22 protein-coding genes and 2 pseudogenes are annotated in these 21,323 nt (G+C 60.7%); 13 read left to right on the forward strand and 11 right to left on the reverse strand.

Going from position 1 to position 21,323, the window contains the following annotated elements; translation table 11 throughout:
- Positions 1–74: 74 nt before the first annotated feature.
- Positions 75–425, reverse strand: coding sequence for a phenylpyruvate tautomerase MIF-related protein (locus NW852_RS07160; protein WP_414426595.1), 351 nt, complete (start codon positions 423–425; stop codon positions 75–77).
- Between the two features lie 140 nt (positions 426–565).
- Between NW852_RS07160 and NW852_RS07165 the strand changes: the two genes are divergently transcribed.
- Positions 566–982: a RidA family protein gene (locus tag NW852_RS07165; RefSeq protein ID WP_414334105.1), complete on the forward strand. Its 417-nt coding sequence runs from the start codon at positions 566–568 to the stop codon at positions 980–982.
- A 70-nt stretch (positions 983–1,052) separates the two neighbouring features.
- On the opposite strand, the gene yidD is transcribed toward NW852_RS07165, so the two are convergent.
- The gene (yidD, locus tag NW852_RS07170) at positions 1,053–1,331 is read right to left on the reverse strand and encodes a membrane protein insertion efficiency factor YidD (RefSeq protein WP_414338341.1); all 279 of its coding nucleotides are present in this window, start codon (positions 1,329–1,331) and stop codon (positions 1,053–1,055) included.
- Positions 1,332–1,524: 193 nt separating this feature from the next.
- Here yidD and NW852_RS07175 point away from each other — a divergent pair, with 193 nt between their 5' ends.
- Complete coding sequence (locus NW852_RS07175) at positions 1,525–2,814, forward strand: MFS transporter (protein WP_414365217.1); 1,290 nt, start codon at positions 1,525–1,527, stop codon at positions 2,812–2,814.
- Positions 2,815–2,897: 83 nt separating this feature from the next.
- Entirely contained in the window at positions 2,898–3,734 is an 837-nt protein-coding gene (locus tag NW852_RS07180; RefSeq protein ID WP_414371636.1) for a SpoIID/LytB domain-containing protein, read from the forward strand.
- Between the two features lie 40 nt (positions 3,735–3,774).
- On the opposite strand, the pseudogene NW852_RS07185 reads toward NW852_RS07180, so the two are convergent.
- The 3 genes and pseudogenes from NW852_RS07185 to hrcA form a co-directional block, all read right to left on the reverse strand.
- Positions 3,775–4,038: pseudogene (locus NW852_RS07185) on the reverse strand (zinc ribbon domain-containing protein); the annotation flags it as partial.
- 380 nt (positions 4,039–4,418) lie between these two features.
- Positions 4,419–5,408, reverse strand: coding sequence for a tRNA lysidine(34) synthetase TilS (tilS, locus tag NW852_RS07190; protein WP_414365221.1), 990 nt, complete (start codon positions 5,406–5,408; stop codon positions 4,419–4,421).
- A 52-nt stretch (positions 5,409–5,460) separates the two neighbouring features.
- Positions 5,461–6,639 carry a heat-inducible transcriptional repressor HrcA gene (gene hrcA, locus NW852_RS07195; protein ID WP_414365223.1) on the reverse strand — a complete coding sequence of 393 codons (1,179 nt, stop codon included), beginning with the start codon at positions 6,637–6,639 and terminating at the stop codon, positions 5,461–5,463.
- Positions 6,640–6,974: 335 nt separating this feature from the next.
- Between hrcA and NW852_RS07200 the strand changes: the two genes are divergently transcribed.
- From NW852_RS07200 to NW852_RS07210, 3 genes are all read left to right on the forward strand, one after another.
- Positions 6,975–7,277: an urease subunit gamma gene (locus NW852_RS07200; RefSeq protein ID WP_414365225.1), complete on the forward strand. Its 303-nt coding sequence runs from the start codon at positions 6,975–6,977 to the stop codon at positions 7,275–7,277.
- 51 nt (positions 7,278–7,328) lie between these two features.
- Positions 7,329–7,736 (forward strand): urease subunit beta, encoded by a 408-nt coding sequence (locus tag NW852_RS07205; protein ID WP_414365226.1) that lies wholly within the window; start codon positions 7,329–7,331, stop codon positions 7,734–7,736.
- A 136-nt stretch (positions 7,737–7,872) separates the two neighbouring features.
- Positions 7,873–8,124: a hypothetical protein gene (locus NW852_RS07210; protein WP_414365228.1), complete on the forward strand. Its 252-nt coding sequence runs from the start codon at positions 7,873–7,875 to the stop codon at positions 8,122–8,124.
- 106 nt (positions 8,125–8,230) lie between these two features.
- Here the strand turns inward: NW852_RS07210 and NW852_RS07215 are convergent, their stop codons facing one another.
- Complete coding sequence (locus NW852_RS07215) at positions 8,231–10,597, reverse strand: endonuclease MutS2 (RefSeq protein WP_414399009.1); 2,367 nt, start codon at positions 10,595–10,597, stop codon at positions 8,231–8,233.
- Between the two features lie 45 nt (positions 10,598–10,642).
- Positions 10,643–10,807, reverse strand: coding sequence for a hypothetical protein (locus tag NW852_RS07220; RefSeq protein ID WP_414365230.1), 165 nt, complete (start codon positions 10,805–10,807; stop codon positions 10,643–10,645).
- A 210-nt stretch (positions 10,808–11,017) separates the two neighbouring features.
- On the opposite strand from NW852_RS07220, the gene NW852_RS07225 reads away from it, so the two are divergent.
- The 4 genes from NW852_RS07225 to NW852_RS07240 all read left to right on the forward strand — a co-directional run bounded on the left by NW852_RS07225 (position 11,018) and on the right by NW852_RS07240 (position 12,895).
- On the forward strand, positions 11,018–11,422 hold the full coding sequence (locus NW852_RS07225) for an NIL domain-containing protein (protein ID WP_414365231.1): 405 nt from the start codon (positions 11,018–11,020) through the stop codon (positions 11,420–11,422).
- A gap of 109 nt (positions 11,423–11,531) precedes the next feature.
- Positions 11,532–11,753, forward strand: a complete 222-nt coding sequence (gene ndhL, locus NW852_RS07230; protein ID WP_414365233.1) for an NAD(P)H-quinone oxidoreductase subunit L — start codon at positions 11,532–11,534, stop codon at positions 11,751–11,753.
- 28 nt (positions 11,754–11,781) lie between these two features.
- A complete protein-coding gene (locus NW852_RS07235) occupies positions 11,782–12,123 on the forward strand; it encodes a DUF3007 family protein (RefSeq protein WP_414371632.1) in 342 nt (113 codons plus the stop codon).
- 172 nt (positions 12,124–12,295) lie between these two features.
- Complete coding sequence (locus NW852_RS07240) at positions 12,296–12,895, forward strand: response regulator (RefSeq protein ID WP_414365237.1); 600 nt, start codon at positions 12,296–12,298, stop codon at positions 12,893–12,895.
- 77 nt (positions 12,896–12,972) lie between these two features.
- Here the strand turns inward: NW852_RS07240 and NW852_RS07245 are convergent, their stop codons facing one another.
- Entirely contained in the window at positions 12,973–14,025 is a 1,053-nt protein-coding gene (locus tag NW852_RS07245; protein ID WP_414365239.1) for a sensor histidine kinase, read from the reverse strand.
- A 424-nt stretch (positions 14,026–14,449) separates the two neighbouring features.
- Here NW852_RS07245 and NW852_RS07250 point away from each other — a divergent pair, with 424 nt between their 5' ends.
- Both NW852_RS07250 and NW852_RS07255 read left to right on the forward strand, forming a co-directional pair.
- Entirely contained in the window at positions 14,450–15,091 is a 642-nt protein-coding gene (locus NW852_RS07250; RefSeq protein ID WP_414365241.1) for an ABC transporter permease, read from the forward strand.
- Between the two features lie 7 nt (positions 15,092–15,098).
- Positions 15,099–18,011, forward strand: coding sequence for an ATP-binding protein (locus NW852_RS07255; RefSeq protein ID WP_414426596.1), 2,913 nt, complete (start codon positions 15,099–15,101; stop codon positions 18,009–18,011).
- A gap of 4 nt (positions 18,012–18,015) precedes the next feature.
- On the opposite strand, the gene rlmN is transcribed toward NW852_RS07255, so the two are convergent.
- Entirely contained in the window at positions 18,016–19,104 is a 1,089-nt protein-coding gene (rlmN, locus tag NW852_RS07260; RefSeq protein ID WP_414365243.1) for a 23S rRNA (adenine(2503)-C(2))-methyltransferase RlmN, read from the reverse strand.
- A gap of 121 nt (positions 19,105–19,225) precedes the next feature.
- Between rlmN and NW852_RS07265 the strand changes: the two genes are divergently transcribed.
- The gene (locus tag NW852_RS07265; RefSeq protein ID WP_414426597.1) at positions 19,226–19,822 is read left to right on the forward strand and encodes a chromophore lyase CpcT/CpeT; all 597 of its coding nucleotides are present in this window, start codon (positions 19,226–19,228) and stop codon (positions 19,820–19,822) included.
- Positions 19,823–20,335: 513 nt separating this feature from the next.
- On the opposite strand, the gene NW852_RS07270 is transcribed toward NW852_RS07265, so the two are convergent.
- Both NW852_RS07270 and NW852_RS07275 read right to left on the reverse strand, forming a co-directional pair.
- Positions 20,336–21,034, reverse strand: coding sequence for an ATP-binding cassette domain-containing protein (locus tag NW852_RS07270; protein ID WP_414399006.1), 699 nt, complete (start codon positions 21,032–21,034; stop codon positions 20,336–20,338).
- A pseudogene (locus NW852_RS07275) lies at positions 21,031–21,323 on the reverse strand (hypothetical protein); the annotation flags it as partial. The gene NW852_RS07270 and the pseudogene NW852_RS07275, both read right to left, overlap by 4 nt.

Raw genomic sequence — 21,323 nt, forward strand, 5'->3', positions numbered from 1 at the left:
GAGCATCAGAAAGCTGTTGCTAGATAGGCTAGAGCAGCCAGGCTAGGAAATACCTGACTTGTGCGAAGTAGCTTTCACCCAAAGGTCGTGCCGTTCCATCCCCAAAGATGGCCTTTGGCATCGCCGAACTCAATGTAAATCCTCTTCTTGGGGATCCCCAATTTGTCCTCGATGGTGCTGCAAAAAAACTCGCTCAGGGATCGGGTTTGATCGGCGGAAAACTGCCCAATACTCTTGATCTCTACATAGCAGCAGGGATCGGCGCTGCCGGCAAAGGTCATCGGGATCCCTCCTTCAAAAGCAGTCATCACGTAGGCTTCCGACTTGCCCAACTGCTTAGCCAGAGCAGCAGAGAGGAACTTGAGTAGGTCTGCCACGGCGGCAGGTTCTGGCTGCAGAGAGGTTTGCAACTTGATCAAAGGCATGAGTACTTTTTCCTCCCGACAAGCCTATTTTGGCATTGCGGGTTCGTCTTCTCTGGGATCCGCCTGTGGTAGCGTAGCGAAAGAGCTTCTCTTCACGGGGGCAAACCTCTATGGAGCCGAGCAATCTGGCCAATTCCGCGATGGGCCATCCGCAGGGCCAAACCGGGCCAGGCCCTTGTGCTGTACAAACCGAGGCCGCTCCTGCTCCTGTCGGCCCTTACAGCCAGGGCGTTGTTGCTTCGGGGCCCTTTCTGTTTGCCGCCGGCCAGGTGGGCCTGGATCCCAAAACTGGCAAGCTGGCGGGGGAAGATGTTGCCTCGCAAACTCGGCAGGCGTTGCTGAACCTGAAGGCGGTGCTGGAAGCAGGGGGCACGAGCCTGGCCAATGTGGTGAAGACAACCGTTTTTTTGGCGGATATGAAAGACTTTGCCGCCATGAACGAGGTTTATCGAGAGTTTTTTGCCGCAGACCCGGCGCCGGCCCGCTCTTGCGTGCAGGTGGCTGGCTTGCCCTTGAATGCCTTGGTGGAAATCGAGGCGGTGGCCTGCTATTCCTGACTGACCGGCTCCCAAATACAGCCTTTTCCGGCAACACCGATCTTGGCCTGACAGGGATCCCCCTCGTCAATCAATCTCGGCTGGGGCGATAAGTTTCGTCAGGTGCGGATCCTGGCAAGTCGGGCACCGGGTCGTAGCCCCCCGGATGCCAAGGGTGGCAGCGGCAGAGGCGGCGGATCCCCAGCCAACTGCCTCGGATGGCGCCGTAGCGCCGCACTGCTTCCAGCGTGTACTGGGAGCAGGTGGGGTAGTAGCGGCAGGCAGGAGGCAGCCAAGGGGAGATGCCTATCTGGTAGCCCCGAATCAGGGCAACCAAACCGCGAGTCAAGGGATCTGACCGTTCCGCCATAGGCAAGCGTACAAAAAGGCCACTTCCAGGCTAACGGCTGCCCCTGAACAGGGATCCTGCACAGTTCCAGACAAGAGGTTAAGATTGAAAAAGTCAGCACCCAAATAGACATTTCGTAATATTTCTGTTCAGGGATGCTGTGGAGACGGCTTTGCTCCCTGGCAGGGTTGTGAGAGTTTCATTGGGAGTGGGCGTGAGGGTATTCGGGCAGCTACAGCCGGCGCAGCGGCGCAACTTGGGCATTCTCTTCGTGGCCGGGCTGCTCTTTTGGGCCAGTCTGTCTTCGCTGTTGCCCACACTGCCGCTCTACGTCCGGGATGTGGGCGGCACCAGCCAAGAGGTGGGCTTGGTGATGGGGGCCTTCTCGATTGGGCTGCTGGCTTTTCGCCCTTGGTTGGGGCGGCTGGCGGATGGCCACAGTCGCCGGATCGTCTTGCTCATCGGCATGGGCGCGGCGGGGATGGCGCCTTTGGGGTACTGGCTCTGGGATTGGATCCCGTGGATAGCGCTGGTGCGGGCCTTTCACGGGATCAGCATCGCCGCTTTTGCCACCGCCTACGTTACTTTGGTGGCGGATTTTGCCCCGGAAGCAAAACGCGGCGAGATCTTGGGCTACATGAGTTTGGTCAATCCCATTGGTGTAGCCATCGGCCCTGCTTTGGGCGGCTTTTTGCAGGAGCTGGTTGGTTATGGCCCTCTGTTTCTCTTTGCCGCTCTGCTGGGGTTGGTGGGCTTTCTCTGTACCCAATCGGTTCGCGAGCAGCGCCGTGGGGGTTGGGGATCCCTGCCCCCGGATGGAGCGTTTTGGAGCCTTGTGCTCAACCCCAAGGTGTGCTCTCTCGCTGGGGTCATGCTCTTGGTGGGGCTGGCCTTCGGCACCCAGACTACTTTTGTGGCCCTGTTGATCCAAGAGGTCGGAGTTCCCCTCAATCCCGGTCTTTTTTATACGGCGGTGGCCTTTGCCAGCTTCGGCGTGCGCCTGCTGGCTGGTCGCGCTTCCGATCGCTACGGGCGGGGGCCGTTTATCTCTCTGAGCTTGGCCACCTATGCTCTGGCGATGGGGATCCTGTTGGTTGCCGACAGCGTCGGGGCTTTTCTTGTCGCCGGGATCGTGGTGGGGTCGGGTTTTGGCACCTTGATCCCGCTGATCTCCGCCCTGGTAGCCGATCGCTCTGAGCCGGTGGAGCGGGGGCGTTTGTTCAGCTTGGTGATGTGTGGGTTTGACTTGGGCATTGGGCTGGCGGGGCCGATCCTGGGCACCCTGGCGCTGGGATCCGGCTATCGGGCCATGTTCGGCTATGCGGCCCTTCTGGCATTGGCTTCGCTGGGAGCTTTTCTCTGCTTCTCCAATGGACGACCGGGATCCTCCCTGTGCTTTGCCTTGGGCCTGGAACCGGATCGGTTTCGACAACCTGATTCTCTCCCTTTGGAGCAATCCCATCCGCCCGCTCCCTTGTCAACGGGATCCCGTCCCGCCCTTTAGGCACCCTGATTTTCATTCCCAAGTCCGATTTGCTCTATCCTAGGCTGGGGTTGCTGTACAAAAAAGAACTCTGGACAGAGGCTATGGGAGCACGGGGTTGGCTTGCCCTGATGGGATCCCTGCTGGTGGGCACCTTAGGGGGATGGATAGAGAGCGCTTGGGGGGTGACGGTGCGCGTGCAATTGGCCGATGCCACCGCCCCTGTGGTGGTGGGCGTTTCTCGCCCCGCCCAACTGACCAACAGCCGCCAAGAGGTGCTGGCCGAGTTGCCGCCCATGCAAGGGTTTCTGGCCCAGCCCGGCCCTCAAGGGGTGCGCCTGCAGGGGGTGGTCAGCCCGGTGTTGTTCATCGAGCCGCCAGCGGGTGGCCTGGTGGCCGTGGATGGCCGCTGGTATTCCGGCAAGGTGCTCTTGACCGGGTATAACAGGGTAATGGCCATCAACTACGTGGATCTAGAAGACTACGTGGCCGGCGTGGTGGAAGCCGAGATGGGATCCCGCTTCTTGCCCGAGGCCCTCAAGGCCCAGGCGGTGGCAGCCCGCACCTATGTTCTTCACCACCGCAATTCCCGCGGCTGGTTTGATGTGTTTAGCGACACCCACTCCCAGGTGTATCGGGGCCTCTCGCAGCGCTCAGCCGCCGCCCTAGCAGCAACACACGCCACCCGCGGCATCGTCATGGTGTATGGGGGGCAATTTGTAAACGCCATGTACAGCGCCAGCGCCGGCAGCCAAACCGTTGGGGTGAGCGGGATCCCTTACCTGAGAAGTCTGCCGGATTTTAGCCCCTATCCCAAGTACGGGCATGGTATTGGCATGAGCCAGTGGGGTGCCCAAGAATTGGCCCGTCAGGGCTGGACCTACCGCCAAATTTTGGCTTATTACTACCCAGGAGTCAGCTTTGCTCGCTTGCCAGGGTAAACTTCCCCCACTGAAGTCGGGAGCTTAGGGACTCCGTCCCGCTAACGCGAGTGGCAGCGTTAAAATCCGCATCCCCTTCCCAACTACAGACGGGGTTGACACAGCGAAAATGCTCCCCTTCCCGCTGGCCAAGCCACAAGCAACGGTGGCAGGTCTGTGAGCTGCAGGCAGGCGGCACCACCACAACCTTGACCCCTACCCTCATTGCCTTGTAGTGCACAAACTGCCGCAACGGGTAGAAGGCCCAACTGTTCAACCGCCGCCGCTCTCTCTGGCTGCGCGGCTGTTGGTTAACTCGTTCACGCTCGCGCCAGCGGGCCGGAGGCCTTGGTTGCATCCAGCTTGGCGGCTTGCGACGCAGATACCTTGAGCTTGCGGGAGATAGTTAGAACTTGAGTCATGCTCCATCATTCGCGCAGGAGCTATCCCCCCTACAGTATACAGTGGGGTATCTTGCGAAGGAGTCGCCACTTTGGCCACCAAAGTTCCAGAGTAGCCTTCCTCCCCGCACTAAAGTCGAGGCCTCCAGCTTTACCCTCTGTGAGGCTCCCATCGAGCTTCCTCTGAGTAGCCCCTCGTTTGTCCCCAGTAAGGATTTTCTGGGACGGTAGTTGCCGTGCAAATCTGAACTGTGCTGTTAACTATTGGTTGAGGTTCTCAGCCGTTGCAGGAGGGGGAGAGCTCTCACTGAGCAGAGATCCAGACCAGGTGATCCCCCTTCACCTCTAGCCAGCCTCCGCCAGGGTAGTCGGGGCTGCGGCTGCGGCGGCCTGCTTTCAGGAGCCGCATCCCGGCTTCCACCTGCTCAAAAGTTGGGTGATGGGGCAGCAGCAGCGACAAGAATTGAAACATCACCTGCCGCTGCAAAGCCAGGGGCGCAGCCCGCAAGGGATCCCGCTGCAGCCCCGGCAAAGCGGGCTCGTACACCTGTAACCACAGTTGGGCGGCTTGCGCCACCACCAGCTCATGCTCTGCCTGCAACAGTGTGGCTGCCCGATTCAAAGCCGCTTCCAGTTGCGGGTTAAAGTGCTGCTTGAGATAGGGCATCACCTCTAAGCGAAGGCGGTTGCGGCCATGAGCCAGATCCTGGTTGCTGCGATCCGGCCAGACCGGCAACTGGTATTGTCGGCAGAACTCTTCCGTTTCCCAGCGGGAAAGGCCCAGCAGGGGACGCACCAACCAAGCGGAGGTGGGATCCCGCTCGTCCAAACGCCGTTGCCAATCTAGGCTGACCAGGCCGGCAGCCCCCGTGCCCCGCAGCAGGTTCCACAAAAACGTCTCCGCCCGGTCGCTGGCCGTGTGCCCTGTGGTCACCACCTCGCAACTCCAGGTGCGCGCCCATTTGTTCAGTTGCTGGTAGCGCCAAGCCCTGGCCCCCGCCTCATCCCAGCGGATGGGATCGGCAGTCTCAACGGCGTGGGGCAGGCCCTGCTGTTGCAGCCATCCCTGCAAAAACTTGGCACACTCCGTCTCATCGGCTGACCAACGGTGATCACAGTGCAAAACAAAGATCTGCCAGCCCCAGCGAGGCTGCAAATCCCGCAAGATCTGGAGCAGGGAAAAAGAATCTTGTCCGCCAGAAAAAGCTACCAGCAGCCGCTGGCCGGGGCGAAGCAGTTGCCGCTCGCGAATGGCACACTGAACCCGCAGGTGAAGAGGAGAAAGCCTGGCCACAGTTGGCTATTGCTCGGGGGCAACCCAGACCTCGCGTTCTCCCTGGGATCCCTCAGGCAAGGGCCCGAGTGAGATGGGAGGCCACCGTCTGCACAGCAGCGATGCTCCGCTCGTAGGCCATGCGGGTCGGCCCCAGCAGGGTGACCGCACCCAGGGGCGCCGAGCGGCGGCGATAAACTGAGGCAATGACCGTGCAGTGGTGCAGAGATTCCAGCGGGTTCTCGCTGCCAATGTAGATGATCACGGGAACGTTGTGGGATGGATCCTGCTCTGGAGTGCTAGAGGATGCCTTGTTCCTGGCCGCCGTGGCCGAAAGAGTTGCTTCGCCCGTGGACGGGCTATCTGGCATGGAATAGAGCCCGATCATCCCCTGAAGCTGCTCGGATCCCTTTTCGATCAACTGGGCCACCGCCTGCATCCGCTGGGCCTGGGAAAACTCCGGCTGCCGCATCAGCTCCGTCATGCCCGCGCTGAACACCTGTCCCAGCGAGGGCCGTAGGTAGCGCTGCACTACCGAGCGCAGCAGTTGCTGCAGCCAATGGCTGTAAGCGCGAAACTCCTCATCCAGCTTCAACCAGCTCAGATCCTGCAGCTCGGCAAAAGTCTTGCCCCGCAACTTCAGGGTGAGAAAGTTGCTCAGTAGCTGCAGCTCATCTTCCAGATCCTCGCGCCGATCGTCGGGCCACTCCGGTGGGCTAACCAAGGCCGAATGGGTTTGGTAGGAATCCGTAACCACTAGCACCATCACCCGCCCTGGCCCCACCGGCAGCAACTGCACATGGTGAACGGCTACCACCGGCCCCTGGGGAGGGGTGATGAGAGCGATGCAACCGCTCAAGTGGGCCAAAAGCTGTGCCACCCTCTGCAAGAGGCTATCGAGGTCGTCCCCCAGCTCACGGTTGAGCTGATCCAGCAACTGCTGCAGCGCAGGATGGGGCTCCGGCTGGGGAGCATCGCTCGGGATCTCATCCATGTTGGCGGAGGTCAACAGATCGTTCACATAGACCCGATAGCCAAAGTCAGAAGGGATCCGACCGGCAGAGGTGTGGGGCTGGAACAGCAACCCAACCTGCTCCAAAGTGGCCAAGTCGTTGCGAATGGTAGCCGTGCTGACTCCGAGGTTGTAGGACTGGGCCAAGGTTTTGGAGCCGACAGGTTCTGCCGTGGCAATATACCTGCGCACCGTTGCCCACAGGATCTTCCGTTGTCTGGGAGTCAGTTCGAGTTTCATGGCTGCTCAAAAGAACCCAATCAACACCTGCTAAGAGGAATTAGCCAATGGATCTCAGGTCAACCAAGCTAGGGCTAAATGAGGATCGGATAAAGTTTTACTTCTATTTTTAACTTTATTGTTACTCTTTCATCATGGGTGGCAGGGGCGGAAAGTAGCAACGGCAGAGGTGGAAAGAGGTGGAAGCTCTTGGTTTGGCAAGAAAAGCGAAACCCCCTGTAGCCTCTGCAGCCTTTTTTCGCCCAGAGGTGGTACTAAGTAATTAAGTCAACTCTAGGCTAAGTGAGCCTGCTGCTGTCTGTTCTGTATCGTTTTGTATCTTTCGAGGTTGCTCCATGTACTTGTCCCCCCAGGAGAAAGACAAGCTGTTGATCTACCTGGCCGCCCAGTTAGCTCGGGATCGGCGGCAGCGGGGCCTCAAACTCAATTACCCCGAGGCGGTGGCCTACCTGAGCGCAGCCATCTTGGAGGGGGCGCGGGAAGGGAAAACCGTTGCTCAGTTGATGAGTGAAGGGCTGACGTGGCTGAGCCGAGAGGACGTGATGCCAGGGATCCCGGAGATGATCCCGGAAATTCAAGTAGAGGCAACCTTCCCCGACGGAACCAAGCTGGTGACCCTTCACCACCCCATTCGCTAGCTGCTTTCTAAGGATCTCCCAAAGACCCAGAGACTTCAGGAGGTTGTCCATATGGCTCGCAAATCCAAAGCCACACCTGCTGCCGACCCTGAACCAGCCCCGATCCCGGGAGAGCTGTTGCTGGCAGAGGATCCCATCCAAGCCAATGTCGGGCGGGCCACTGTGACGCTGGAGGTCACCAACCGGGGGGATCGGCCCATTCAGGTGGGATCCCATTTTCACTTTTTCGAGGTCAACCGAGCCCTGGTGTTCGATCGCGCCGCCAGCTTTGGCATGCGCCTCAACATCCCTTCCGGCCAAGCGGTGCGTTTTGAGCCGGGGCAAACCCATCGGGTCACTCTGGTGGCGCTGGGAGGCAAGGGGCTGGTGCATGGCTTCAACCGGCTAACGGAGGGCAGCGTCCGCTCTGCAACGCAAAAGCGGCTGGCTCTGGCCCGATTGCAGGAGTGGATGGGCTAGGTGGCTAAGCGCTATGGACATAACGCCCCCCGAAGCATGCAGCTTTGGGCATCTAGGCTGAGGCTTGGCCATATCCCCATCCCGCCTCAAATTTAGGAGAGTAGGGCTATCCAATTCTTCCTCTAGGATCTGGCCAATGTTAGAGCGTGAGACCGTTTGGTGGATGGGGGTACAGGGCTTGGGGCTGAATCTTTCCGGGTTGGCCCTGTTGGCGGCAGCAGGTGCCACTTTCGGCCCCCTCGGCTGGACCAGTGCGACGGTGGCGGTGATGCTCAAGTTAATTGGAGATAGCCAACTGCTGCGCGCCTACTGGCTTTGGCAAAGTCGGCACCGCCAAGCGGGATCCCAGCCTGTCACCTCAACAGCGGCGCTCCAAAGTCAAGTCTGAAACCGTCTGCCCCTCTCCCAAAGGGGGAGGGAAGGTCAGAGACCTTCATCACACTGGACAAGGCTCTCGGTAATGTTGGAGCCAGCCCGCCGAAAGCCGCTCAGCCTCACCGCAGGTGGGCTACCGTTACGCCCGTACCCCCATCCTGGGGATCCGCCGGGGCAAACCTCTGGACACGCGGGTGATTTTGGAGGTAGGCCTGGACGCCGGCCCGCAGGCGTCCCGTGCCGTGGCCGTGGATGATCCAAACCGGGCCAGGAGGGGCTTGGGCAAAGTGCTGTTCCAGAATCACCTCGGCATCGGCTACAGTTTTCCCCCTTAGGTCAAGGGTGTTGCGGCTGGTGCGCAGGTTCAGGGGAGCAGTGGTGGGCGGAGGGGAGGGAGGAGCTTTGGGGCGCTGGCGCTGTTTGGCCTGATGTTCATCGATGGGATCCAACTGGCCCCGCGGCACCGTGAACTTGAGGATGCCGCTGCGCACTACATACACATCCCCTTCGACGGCAATCACCTCCCCTGTCTGCCCCAGGCCCCTCAGCCGCACCCGATCCCCCACCTCCGGCACGAACTCAGTCTCAACCGGCGGCGACGGCGGCGAGTAGCGCCCGCGAATCTGCTCCAGCTCAGCAGCAACCTGCTGGGGATTGTCCCCCTGCTGCAACTTGCGGATGGCGGCGGCCACCTCCCGGCGGGCAGCGGCCAAGAGGGCTTGCAGCCCCTGTCGCTGCTGGTACTCCAGTTGCGCCTCTCGCTCAGCCATTTGCCGGCTGCGCTGCTGCATTTGGCGGTACAGGGTTTCCAGCTCTTGGTGCAGGGATCCCACCTGGGCGGCCCGCTCTTCCAACTGGGCCCGTTGCGCCTCCAGCCCCGCGATCACCTTATCCACCTGGCTTTCCCCCTGCAGATGCTGCTGCGCCCGCCGCAGAATCTCCGGCTCCAGGTGCAGCCGCCGGGCAATGGCAAAGGCATTGGAGCGACCAGGGATCCCCCACAGTAGGCGGTAGGTGGGGGCTAGAGTGGCCTCGTCAAACTCCACCGAGGCATTCTCAAAGCCGGGATGCTGGTACTTGAGGGCCTTCAGCTCGCCGTAGTGGGTGGTGGCCAAGGTAAGCAGGGCCTTTTCCGAGAGATACTCCAATAGCCCAGCCGCCAGGGCCGCACCCTCGCTAGGATCCGTGCCCGCCCCCACCTCGTCCAGCAGAACAAGGGCCGGCGCCGGGTCTGACTGCAAAGCTTGCACGATGCGGCTGATGCGGCGAATGTGCCCGGAAAAAGTGGAGAGGCTTTGCTGCAGCGATTGCTCGTCGCCGATGTCGGCATAGACCCCGTCGAACCAGGGCAGTTGGGGCGGATCCTGGGCAGGCAGGAAGATCCCCGCCTTGGCCATAAGCACCAATAGCCCCAAGGTCTTCAGAGCAACCGTCTTGCCACCGGTGTTGGGGCCGGTGATGACCACGGCGCGGATGGACTCGGAGAGGGTGAAATCAATCGGGATCACCTCCGGGCCCTTGCCTTCCTCGCGAGACTGCCACAGAAGCAAGGGGTGCCTAGCTTGGCGCAGGCGCAATCCTGCCGGGACAAACTGGGGGCGATTGCCCGCCAACCAAAGACTGTAGCGGCCACGGGCCAAGGCCACCTCCAGCCCCACCAGCACCGCCTGCAAATGCTCCAGATCGGTGGCCACGGATCCCACCTGGGCAGAGAGCGCCGCCAAGATTCGCTCTTCCTCCGCCTGGATCTGGGCCTGGGTTTCCCGCAGCCGGTTGCCCAGCTCCACCACAGCGTAGGGCTCCACATAGAGGGTGGCCCCACTGGCAGAGCTGTCGTGGACGATGCCCCGGATCACGTCGCGGTGGGTGGCCTTCACCATCAGCACAAAGCGCCCCTGCCGCTGGCCAATCAACGTGTCCTGCAGCGCCTGGGGGTGCTGGCTCATCACCTGTTGTAGGCGTTCTTGGATCTGGTTGCGGTACTGGCGGTGCTGACGGCGTAGGTCTGCAAGCGCGGGGCTGGCGCTATCTCTCACCTCGCCGTGCTCATCCAGGCAGCGGAAGATCTCCTGCTCTAGCTCAGGATAGGTGCGCAGTGTGCTCACCCACTCCTGCAGGCGGGGCAGGCGCTCATCAGCATCGATGAGACGGCGAAGGCGGCGAGCAGCCCCCAAGGTTGTGGCAATCTGCACCAGCTCTTCCCCGCTCAGAATGCCCCCCCGTTCGGCCCGTTCCAGGGCCGGCAGCAGGTTGTGGATCCCGTCCAGAGAGACCCCCCCCGGCTGGCTGCAATCCAGCCGGATGGCCTCCTCCGTTTGATCAAGACAGACCTCGCTCTCGGCGCGGCTCCGCCAGGGATCCAGCTCTAGGCAGGCGCGGCGGCCTAGGGGTGTGGCGGCAAAGCTGGCCAAGTGTTGGCAGAGGCGGGGCCACTCCAACAATTCCAAAGTTTCTTGGCGGAGGGAAGGATCAGGCTCAGAACAGATCGGCAGCAGGTGCAAAGGGGTGGGCGTAGGCATTACCGAAGGAAATTAGCAATTCGAGGAAGAACGGAGCTGCAGTCGCTTCATCTCTTGCAAAAACTGCCGCTGGTAGTTGAGAAAGGCGGTGTGCCATTCGCGGAAGCGGCGCTCGCCATCGCGCACCAACATCTGTCGATAGTGCTCGGAGTTGAGCCGGGGCCGGGCTGAGTTCATGGGAATCGAAGACGCTCTGCCCCTATTGTGGCAGGCTGTGGGGCGCCTTTCGTAGTTCCCAACCTGGGGGCAGACGGTGTTGGGAGCGGATCCCATCTTTCTGGCGGTGAGGAGGAGATTTTGCACTTGCGGCATGGCCAAACTTGGCAGTCGGCCTTGGCATACTCATACTGGAAGAGTCACCGCACCTCCGATACGCAAGTCAAATCCGTGCGCAAACGAGTGACCCTGATTTTTCCTCGCCACTTGGTGAATGTGCCCCTCACCTATCGTCTGGCCAAAGACTTCGATGTAGCCGCCAACATTGTCCGCGCCAGAGTAACCCCCAACGAAGTGGGCACCCTGGTGGTGGAGCTCTCGGGAGATATCGACCAGGTGGAGGCGGGTCTAGAGTGGGTGCAGTCTTTAGGCATTGAGGTGGCCGAGCGGGCCAAAGAAATTCAGATCGACCCAGATTCGTGCGTGGACTGCGGCTTGTGTACAGGCGTTTGCCCCACCGAGGCGCTGAAGATTGCCGCTCCTGACTGGAAACTGGAGTTTCTGCGTAATCGCTGTGTTATGTGCGAACAATGCATCTCTACCTGCCCTGTCGGGGCCATCAGCACGAGTTTATAGCCATAAGGCGAAGAGCCGGCTAAGCCGACAAGTTTATTCGCTATTACAATGCTGTAATGTAACCCCGATGCGGGCTGGATTGGCACAGGCTAATTTGAGGCAACTGGAGATGCTTTCGACCCCAACGCTCATTGGCTTGACCTATGCTGCCCTAGCAGTTCTCTACCTGCTGGTGCTGCCGTTCTTGTTTTTGGTGTACGTGGACAAGCGCTGGAACTATAGCGGTGCCTGGGAAAAGGTGTTGATGTTTTTCCTAGTTTTGTTTTTCTTCCCCGGTATGGTGCTCGTGGCTCCCTTCATGACGTTTCGGCCCAAGCCGCGTTCGCTCTAGAGCCTGCCGCTATCTAAGCGCTTGAGCCATGCGTAGACGGGATGTTCTCGGCATTGGCCTAGCCCTGCTCTTGGGGGGAGGACTTTTCTACGGGCTGTTGCTTTGGGCCGGCTTGGATACGGGCGCGGCGCAGCAGGTGTCAAGCGTGGTGTTTCTGCTGGGGTGCCTGGTCTGGACTGTGGGCTACCTGAAGCGGGTGTTGAGCAGGGAAATGACCCTGAAGGCCCAGTGGGCCGCTTTTGAGAGGCAGCAAATCCAAGAGAAACTTCACTCCCTCTCCCCAGAGGAGTGGCAAGCCTTGCAGGCCGAGCTGGGATCCGAAACCGAAGAGAAAGCTGAGGTTGGTTTGCCCGAGCAAGGCAAGCGCTGAAGCTGCCGGACAAACTGTACCCAAAAATCTGCCGCAAATTGGTGGAGTTTCAGCTACCCGAGCGGCGGGGTCGGCCCAACACTACCTGTATAGCTAGTTACTGTTTCTTCTTGATTGGAAATGCTAGCTTGCGCCCTAGGCAAAGTTGTGAACTGAGGCGAGCCGTTAACTCGTGCAGATTTCCCCTTCCCCTTTTGCTCACCTATCTCTGCTCACCGTGACCAAGACCGTTTTGGTGGCTCAGGGTCAGCCTTGGCAGGCCCAGCTCTGGAAGTCGGTGCTGGAGTCTCAGCGCCATGCAGTGGTGCTGGTTTCTCCTCAGGCAGATCTGGTGGAGGTGGCGGCAACTCATCCTCCGGATCTGATGGTGGTGGATATGACGACGGGGCTGTTTAACCCCTATGCCTTTTGTCGAGAGTGTCGGAGCCGGCTTCCGGATATCCCTGTGATTCTCACTCATCACCCCCGTCGCCGCATTGAGCCGGCAGAGCGGCGCTGGGCCATTTACCAGGGGGCAGCCGAGGTGATCCCTGGTTTGGCCGAAGCCGACGACATTCTTCACTCCCTCGAGCAAGTTTACAAGGCAGCCAGGTGGCCTTTTCCCATTGACACGGCAGCTCTTCACGCGGTTCTCGAGCAGGCGGGTTTGCGGCCTGAAAAAGACAGCTCCCTTCCTTCCCCGCCCGTTGCACCAGAAGAACGCCAAGAGCAAACGGCTGCGCCCCCACCGGCAAAGTACCGGTTGATGTATCGGGGCCGTCCCGTCGAGTGAACTGCAAGCGCTCCACACCGCTAACGCGAAGCAGGGAACTGCCTTCGGTGTTTTTCTCCCTCTGGCGGGGCTGGGGATCAGGGCAGCACCAGGGCCAGGGTAGTGCCCTGGGATCCCGTCTCCACCAAACGCAAGTCTCCTCCGTGGGCTTGCAGGATACGCTTGGCGATGTACAGCCCTAGACCTCCTGAGCCGGTCGGGTAGTGCTGGCCGGCAATGTGAATGGGTTGGGCGATGTAGGGCTGGGCCAGATCTTCCAGGGGAGCCGGCAGGCCGGGCCCGTCATCCCGCACCTGGATCTGCCGGGGGCTGACGGTCAGCACCACCGCATGGCGGGCGTAGCGCAAAGCATTGTCCACCAGGTTCACCAGCGCCCGCTCCAGCTCGTCCTCATCGGCGGCGCCCCACCCTTCTCCCTCCACCTGCAGGTCGATCTCCCGCTCTCGAGCCAGAGATCCCATACGTTCGGCCACCCGTCGGGCCAGGGATCCCAGATCACAGGGCTGGGGATGCAGGGCGATCTCGCCCCGCTCTAGGCGGTAGGCCTCCACCATCTTTTGCACCAGGGCCAGGTTGCGCTGGTTCTCCTCCAGCATGCGATTCAGCAGGGCCAGCCGCTCCTGGGGACTCAAGGGGAGCTCCTGCTTGAGAGCACTTAGCAGATGCCCAAAGGCAATGAGAGGAGTTTTTAGATCGTGCACCAAGGTAGCCGTGAAGGCCTCCCGCCGTCTTTGATCGCTTTGGATTTGGCGCAGCAAATGGGCAAAAGCTTGCCGCAGGATCAGAGCCTCTTGGGGATCCCCTGGGCGGAGCAGCAAAGTCCAGCGGTCTGGCTGGTTGATCAAGGTTTCTAGGTGGGCCAGCTCGCGGGCCAGCAACGTCAGGGGCCGCAAGAGCATGGAAGACAAGGCATAGCCTGCCAGCGCCGATAGCACCGCCAGCAGAGGGATCCACAACAGCAGCAGGAGAGATCCCTCGGGACTGAGCTCTGTGCCGGGCAGGATCCACTGCACCGACAGGATGAAAACCAAGTTGGGGACAAAGGAAAGGCTGGCAATCACCAGCGCTACCTGAGTGCGCAGGCTGTGGGGAAAGCGACGGCGCCAGAACTCAAGTAGACGGCGTCTCAAGGGGGAATGGAGAGAGGGCTGAGTTGAATTAGGCCAGGAGCGAGCAAACAAGTCAAGAGGGCTGGCAAAATATAGGGGCTGACTGCAAACTCTACAGCGGGGTTGGTCTGTTGATTCGCGGGGATTTGACACTCCCCCGACTAAAAAAGTCGAAGGGTTCTTACGCAGTCCACAGTTGGACTCGGAAAGGCGCTGTCAAGACGCCCTTAGACGGTTCCTAGAGACAAAGCGTCAAGGTTCCGCTTACTTGTTGACTTACGGCACTGTCCGGGTTTTTCACCGGGGTAGGTGCTAACTTAGGATTACAACATAACATTGGCGAGCGACTCCAGTCGCTCGAAGGCTTTTCCGCCCCGCACTACTCGCGCTAGCGGCGCGGAGCGCTGAGTACGGGGCTACCAAGCTACTCTGCGTGTAGCTCTCGATGAGCCTCCTGGATCGCTCCTTGCACTATGCTCAAAGCAACAGCGACCTGCTAGTTCAAGCTTTCCTCCAGCACCTGCAACTGGTGGTGGTGCCGCTGGGGATCGCGTTGCTGGTGGGCCTGCCCTTGGGTTTTGGCAGCTCCCGCTCGCAGGTGGTTTCCCTCGTGGTGATCAATGCCTTCGGCAGCTTGCGGGTGATCCCCAGCTTGGCGATTTTGTTTTTGGCCATTCCCTACTTTGGCCTTGGCTTTCAGTCGGCAGCGATTGCCCTGACGATCTTGGCCTTGCCCCCCATTTTAATCAGCACGGATGTGGCCTTCCGCAGTCTCGATCCGGCTCTACGCGAAGCTGCTTTGGGAATGGGCATGACGCCGGCGCAGGTGCTACGCCATGTGGAGATCCCCTTGGCGTTGCCGGTAATCTTGGCCGGTGTTAAAACCGCTACTATCGAGGTCATTGCCAGCGCCACGCTGGCGGCCTTTATCGGGGCGGGCGGGCTGGGCAGCTTCATCACGCTGGGGTTTGCCCTCTACGACAACGCTATCCTGTTGGTGGGAGCGATCCCGGTGGCGCTATTGGCCATTGGTGCCGAAATTCTCCTCGGCGCTTTGCAGCGAGCTCTGGAGCCGCCCCAAGCCTAGGGATCCCATGCAGTTTTCCTCTTCTTCTCCAATGCGCCTGCCCTTCCTCACTTCTCGAGCGGTTCCTTTGCAGGTGGCGCTGCTGTTGCCGCTGTTGTTGGCAGTGGCTGGGGGGGCAGGCGGGGTGGGCTATCTCTCCTGGCGGGCTGGCCGGCAGATGGCGCTGCAGTTGGCCGAGCACCTGAAGAGTGAGGTTAACCATCGCACTGAAGAGCACCTCAGGCGCTATCTCCAAGCTCCCCTTCAGATCAATGCCCTCAATCAAGGGGCAGTCCAGTGGGAGCTACTGCCCAAGTTGGCCGCGCTTCAGCCGCAAGATCTGGAGAGGCTTGAGGCCTATTTTGCCCGCCAGTTGCAGCAGTTTCCCGAGCTGAGCTATATCGGCTTTGTCTCAGCGGAGGGGGGGTTTGTAACCGCCCGCCGCCACACCGGTGGGTCGATCTGGACCTACCACACGCCAGGCCTGAAGCCGGGATCCGTCCAGGGCCGCCAGCGGGATCCGGAAAGCGGGGATCCCACCGGCTTGAAGCGGCAGTTGGGCTTGGTGGATTTGCGGCGGCTGTCTTGGTTTCCCGGGATCCTGCAACAGGAAGAGGCCCGCCGTACCTGGGTGGTGAGCAACTTTTTTGTCGAGTTTCCCAATCAGAGGCCGGAGCGGCTGATCCTGGCGGCGCTGCCCTTGGCCGAGGTGGAGGGGCGGGTTTACGGCAGCTTGGTGGCTGCTCTCTCGGCTCAGCAACTGCAGGCTTTTCTGGAGGATCTGCAGGCCAGCTTGGCGTATCCAGGGGTGAGCTGGTTGCTGGATGAAGAAGGCCAGGTGGTGGCCGGCAGGGAGGAGCTCTCTCCCCAGCCGCTGCTGGCTGTGCAAGAGCAGGTGGGATCCTGGGCAACGGCGGCCTCTGAAGGTTTGCTGCGCCTTAGGGTGGACGGGATCCCTTACTGGGTGCAGGTGACGGCCATTCAGGATCAATGGGGGCCGGGCTTTTACTTCGTCTACGGGATCCCGGAGGGCGCCCTTTTAGCCCCTGTCTATGCCAGTGCTCGGCAGGCGGCCCTGTTGGGGGGTGGGCTGCTGCTGGGCTTTTTGGCCGCCGGGATCCTCCTCAGCGAAGCCCTCTCTCGTCCGCTGCGCCGCCTTACCCAAATAGCGGAGCAATTTGTGCACACTGGGATCCCGGCCTGGCCCCCTGTGGATCCCGGCCCTATCCAAGAAGTGCAGATCCTGGCCAAAGCTTGGCAGCAGGCGGCCACCAACCAACAAGCTTTGCTGGATCGCCTCTGGCAACAGCAGCAGCAGTACCGCGCTGTGGTGGAGCAGCAGACGGAGCTGATCTGCCGCTTTCAGCCCGATGGGAGAATTACCTACGGCAACCCTGCGCTCTTGCGCTTTTTTGGCTGTTCCCCAGAAGAAGTGTTGGGCCGACCTTGGCGGGATCTGCTCCCGGAAGAAGAGCAAGCCGCGGTGCTGCAGTCCCTTGCGGCTCTGACGCCTGAGCATCCTTACCACCGCAGCGAGCGGGAGTACCCCGGCGAAGATGGCCAATCCCGCTGGGTGAGCTGGGTGGATCAGGGCATTTTCGACAGCCAGGGCCAACTGGTGGAGATCCTGTCGGTGGGGCGGGAGATCACCGAGCAAAAGCGGGCCCAGCAGCAGCTAGAAGCCCTCAACCGCGAGCTGGAAGCCCAGGTGGCGCTGCGTACTGCCAAGCTGCAGCAGGCTTTGCGCTTTGAGGCGGTGCTGCGCTCCCTCAGCGGCCAGATGGTGGCCAGCCTCAAGGAGGGGGAGATCCTGGAAGAGGTGGTCAAGAGCCTGGCCGAGGCCCTCAACCTAACCGGCTGTCATATTTTCTTGACTGGCGCCGATGGGTCCTCTTGGATCCCGGCTTGCTCGTTTCCGGAGAGGGCGGATCCCGCCTGCCTCAACGATCCCGAGCTGAGGCACCTGCTGCACTCCCATGCGTTTCTTGACCAGCCCTGGGAAGTCCACTGCTGTTGTCAAAAGGAGCGAGAGGGGCACTGGGTACAGCTTTTGGCGTGCTCCCTCTGGGACAAGCAAGAGCGGCTGGGGCTGCTGCTGTTGGAGCGGCAGCAGGAGTTTTCCGAAGCGGAGAGACAACTGGCCTATCAGGTGGCCAACCTGTCTGCTCTGGCTCTGCGGCAGGCCCGTCTGTATGAGGCGGCCCAGGCCCAGGTGAAGGAATTGGAGCGGCTCAACCTGCTCAAGGACGATTTCTTGAGCACCGTCTCCCACGAGCTGCGCACCCCCATGACCAATGTGCGCATGGCCCTACAAATGTTGCAAATAGCCCACGATAACCCCGAGAAGCAGCAGCACTATTTCGCCATCGCCCTCAAGGAATGCAACCGCCAAATTGATCTCATCAACGACCTGCTGGACATGCAGCGGCTGGCAGCCGAGAAGTATCTGCTCCAACCCGAAGAGATCTTTCTGCCGCGCTATTTGCGGGATCTGGTGGCGGCAGTTCAGCCCCTGGCCCAGGCCAAAAACCAAAGTTTGCAACTGCACCTAGAAGAGGGGATCCCACCCCTTGAGGCGGATCCCACGGCCCTGGGCCGCATCTTGCGCGAGCTGCTGCACAACGCCGTCAAATACACCGCCCCCGCGGGATCCATCCACCTGCAGGTGGCCTGGGAAGGAGAAGGGATCCTCTTTGTCTGCAGCAACAGCAGCGAGATCCCGGAATCGGAGCTGCCCCGCATCTTTGAGAAGTTCTACCGCATCCCGCAGTCGGATCGCTGGAAGCACGGCGGCACCGGCCTGGGGCTGGCCCTGGTCAAGCAACTGGTGGAGCACATGGGGGGCCAGATCTCCGTCAGCAGCTCGGAAGGATGGACGCATTTTCGCGTTTGGCTGCCTCCCGCCCTGCCGGTGGCAACTGCAAAAAAACTCCGAACTTGAGCATCTAAGAACGGCCAAGGGCTGGCCCAGGGGAAGGCAAGGGCGGGGGGGAAGCGTGCAGAAAGGATCCCCGTAGTTGACCACAGGCGGCGTTGCCATCCAGGCCGCGGGTTTGGCGCACGCTGGCCCGCACGTGGTGCTCTTCAAGCAGCCGGACGAACTCCGCCACTCGCGCCGGCTGGGGGCGCTGATAGTCGGCCTCGGCAATGGGGTTGTACGGGATCAGGTTGACGTGCAGGCGGGCCCCCGCCTGGCTGGCCTGCTGCAGCAGACGCGCCAGTTGGCGGGCATGGAGGGGCAGATCGTTCACCCCCGCTAGCAGCGTATATTCAAAGCTGACCCGCCGCCCGGTGCGCAGCATGTAGTCGCGGCAATCCCGGATCAGGGCCTCTAGGGGGTAGTGGGCTGCAGAAGGGATCAACTGCTGCCGCAGCTCCTGGTTGGGGGCATGCAGGCTGACGGCCAAGGTAACTTGCAGATTCTGCTCTGCCAGCCAGGGAATTTGCCGGGGCACGCCCACGGTGGAAAGGGTAATGTGCCGCTGGCCGATGCCGATATCTTGGTGGAGGCGGCGGATGGCCTGCACCACGGTGTCGCGGTTGAGCAGGGGCTCCCCCATACCCATGAAGACCACGTGGCTGACGCGGCGGCCAAAGTCCTCCTGCACCGTTAACACCTGATCCAGGATTTCGTGCAACTTGAGGTTGCGCCGGTAGCCCATCTTGCCGGTGGCGCAGAAGTCGCAGGCCATGGGGCAGCCCACCTGGGAGGAAACGCAGACAGTTAGCCGCTTGGCGGTTGGGATCCCCACTGTCTCGATCAACTCCCCATCTGCTAGCTGCAGCAGCAACTTAACGGTGCCGTCGCGGGATTCTATCCGCTGCACAACCTGGGAGCGCCCCACAGGATAATCCTGCAGCGCCTCGCGCCAGGCTTTGGGAAAGACCGTCACCTCCTGCAGGGAGCGGATCCCTTTTTGGTAGAGCCAGGTGTGCAGTTGTTGCCCGCGGTAGGCCGGCTGCCCCTGCTCAACTGCCCACTCTTTCAAGGCAGCCAAAGATTGCCCCAGCAGAGGAAGAGGTGCAGCAGACATAGGCCAAGTGGCAACAGATTGCATTCTTCTACTCTAGCTCGCGGCCTGAAGGCTTGCTTTGGCAGCTAGGACGAGCGTCTTGGATAATAGGTTTGCCCTTGGTTAGGATTTTGCCCGCGCTATGTCGGTTTCGCCGCAACTGGCCCAACTGGCCACCTGGATGGCCGGACATTTCAACAATCTGCACCAGGCTATGGCCGAGCCGGTTTGGTTTGCCAATATTCACGTCTACCAGTGCCCCCTGCCGTGGTCAGTGTTTCAGGGGATAGGGTTTTACGTGGAGCAACTGTACGATATCTACCCCGACCAGCCCTACCGGCAGCGGGTCATCCATCTCTTCGAGACCGCCGACGGGATCCGCATCCAAAACTATGCCCTGACCTCTCCAGAGGCCTACAAATGTGCCGGTCGGAACTTGGAGCAATTGGCCGGCCTGACGGCGGCAGAGCTGGAACTCTTGCCCGGCTGTGTAACCCAGGTGGAGTGGACGGGATCCTGCTACCGGGGCCGCAGCGTGCCCGGCAAAGGCTGTATCGTCGAGCGCAAGGGCAGAACCACCTATCTCTATAGCGAGTTCGAGATTGGGGCCGACTACTTCCACAGCCTGGATCAGGGCCGCGACCCGGAAACGGATCAAGTGGTCTGGGGATCCCTTTCCGGGCCCTTTCGGTTTGTTAAGAAACAGGATTTTTCCTGCTACTTGCCCCGCTGGAGCTAAGTTAGCCCCCCGTCCAAACCCAGAAGGCAAGGATCCCATCCCCGAGCAAGAGCAGCAGGGTGCAGCCCATCCATCCCCAGGCCAGTGTGGGCAATAGGGCCAACTGGCTGCGTTGCTGGCTGCCCCCCGAGAGTTGTTCCACCCTGCTGTAGAGGTGACCGCAAACGCCGAATTGACACCCCCGACTAAAGTCGGGGGATTCTTACGCAGTCCACAGATAGACTCGCAAAGGCGCTGTCAAGACCCCCCTAGACGGCTCCCTGGAACCCAGTCTCAAGGTTCCGCTTACTTGTGACTTACAGCACTGTCCAGGTCTTTCACCGGGGTGGGTACTTGCTTGTTATAGCATTGGCGAGCGACTCAAGTTGCTTAAGGACTACGTCCCGCTAACGCGAGCGGGCTTTTCTTCACTGTACTACTCGCGTCAGCGGCGCGGAGCGCTGAGTACGGGGCTACCAAGCTGCCCCGCTGTGTTCGGTGGCCGCCTCAGCCTGTTGACGGGCCAGAGCCCAGTTAATCCAGGGATCCCGCTGCTGGAGGGCAAAATGCTCCTGCAACGTCAAGCCAGGGATCAGCCCTTCTCGCAGCCGATCCGCTAGAGAAAACCCCACCCCAGAGCGAAGATGGTCGCCGTAAGGACGGCCTGGTCATCTCCCGCCCTGCCAAGAGAATCTGGCCCTGCCTGGGCGGCAACAACCCTGCCCAGGTGAGCAGGAAAGAGCGTTGCCCACTGCCCTCCAAACCGGCCAACCCAATCACTTCCCCCAGCTGCACCGCCAGATCCGGTAAAGCCAAGGTAAACGGCTCATGCCGCACCACCAGGGAGCGTAACTCCAACAGGGGATTTGCCCTTCTTTGCAGAGAGGGGGGCCGAGCCAGGGGCGCCAATTCCCGCTCAAACATCCAATCGATCAGCCGCTGTTCCGGCAGGGAAATGTCTTCACCCTTCACAGTCAGCTCCTCCACCACTTCCCCCTGCCGCATCACCGTCACCCGATCGCAAAAGCATTCCCCATCGGCCAGCTTGTGGGAGACGAAGATCACCGACTTGCCCTCCTCTGCCAGCCGACGCAAAGCCGCAAACAAAAGATCAACAAAAGATCTTTTTTGCGCCGCAGAAATGCCCGTCGTCGGCTCATCCAAAATTAAGGTGTTGATCCCCAGTGAGAGCAACCGCAGCATCTCCAGTTGCTGCCGTTCCCCCACCGTCAAACTGCCGATAGCCTCATCCGGGTTGAGGTTGAAGCCAAACTCTTCACAGGCTTTTCGGAGACGTTTTCGGCTCTCTCGCAACCCCAAACCCAAGCGCCCCGCTGCCTGACGATATAAAGTTTTCCAGAGTTTTCCAGCACCGTCAGAGAAGGAAAATCCAAGGGATCCTGGTGCAACATGCCGATGCCCCGGCGAATGGCTGCTGCAGGGCTGTCGATGCGAACCGGTTGCCTGTCAACGTAAGGCGCGGGATTCCCCACCGTATAGACGGTGGGGAGGGATAGCGCCT

Source organism: Synechococcus sp. H60.1 (assembly GCF_047462335.1).
Lineage (GTDB): Bacteria > Cyanobacteriota > Cyanobacteriia > Thermostichales > Thermostichaceae > Thermostichus.

What these genes read in the sequence shown, in the direction of transcription:
- NW852_RS07160 (WP_414426595.1), bottom strand. Translation starts at nt 425, where the DNA reads ATGCCTTTGATCAAGTTGCAAACCTCTCTGCAGCCAGAACCTGCCGCC.
- NW852_RS07165 (WP_414334105.1), top strand. Translation starts at nt 566, where the DNA reads ATGGGCCATCCGCAGGGCCAAACCGGGCCAGGCCCTTGTGCTGTACAA.
- yidD (WP_414338341.1), bottom strand. Translation starts at nt 1,331, where the DNA reads ATGGCGGAACGGTCAGATCCCTTGACTCGCGGTTTGGTTGCCCTGATT.
- NW852_RS07180 (WP_414371636.1), top strand. Translation starts at nt 2,898, where the DNA reads ATGGGAGCACGGGGTTGGCTTGCCCTGATGGGATCCCTGCTGGTGGGC.
- hrcA (WP_414365223.1), bottom strand. Translation starts at nt 6,639, where the DNA reads ATGAAACTCGAACTGACTCCCAGACAACGGAAGATCCTGTGGGCAACG.
- NW852_RS07200 (WP_414365225.1), top strand. Translation starts at nt 6,975, where the DNA reads ATGTACTTGTCCCCCCAGGAGAAAGACAAGCTGTTGATCTACCTGGCC.
- NW852_RS07205 (WP_414365226.1), top strand. Translation starts at nt 7,329, where the DNA reads ATGGCTCGCAAATCCAAAGCCACACCTGCTGCCGACCCTGAACCAGCC.
- NW852_RS07210 (WP_414365228.1), top strand. Translation starts at nt 7,873, where the DNA reads ATGTTAGAGCGTGAGACCGTTTGGTGGATGGGGGTACAGGGCTTGGGG.
- NW852_RS07220 (WP_414365230.1), bottom strand. Translation starts at nt 10,807, where the DNA reads ATGAACTCAGCCCGGCCCCGGCTCAACTCCGAGCACTATCGACAGATG.
- ndhL (WP_414365233.1), top strand. Translation starts at nt 11,532, where the DNA reads ATGCTTTCGACCCCAACGCTCATTGGCTTGACCTATGCTGCCCTAGCA.
- NW852_RS07235 (WP_414371632.1), top strand. Translation starts at nt 11,782, where the DNA reads ATGCGTAGACGGGATGTTCTCGGCATTGGCCTAGCCCTGCTCTTGGGG.
- NW852_RS07250 (WP_414365241.1), top strand. Translation starts at nt 14,450, where the DNA reads ATGAGCCTCCTGGATCGCTCCTTGCACTATGCTCAAAGCAACAGCGAC.
- NW852_RS07255 (WP_414426596.1), top strand. Translation starts at nt 15,099, where the DNA reads ATGCAGTTTTCCTCTTCTTCTCCAATGCGCCTGCCCTTCCTCACTTCT.
- rlmN (WP_414365243.1), bottom strand. Translation starts at nt 19,104, where the DNA reads ATGTCTGCTGCACCTCTTCCTCTGCTGGGGCAATCTTTGGCTGCCTTG.
- NW852_RS07265 (WP_414426597.1), top strand. Translation starts at nt 19,226, where the DNA reads ATGTCGGTTTCGCCGCAACTGGCCCAACTGGCCACCTGGATGGCCGGA.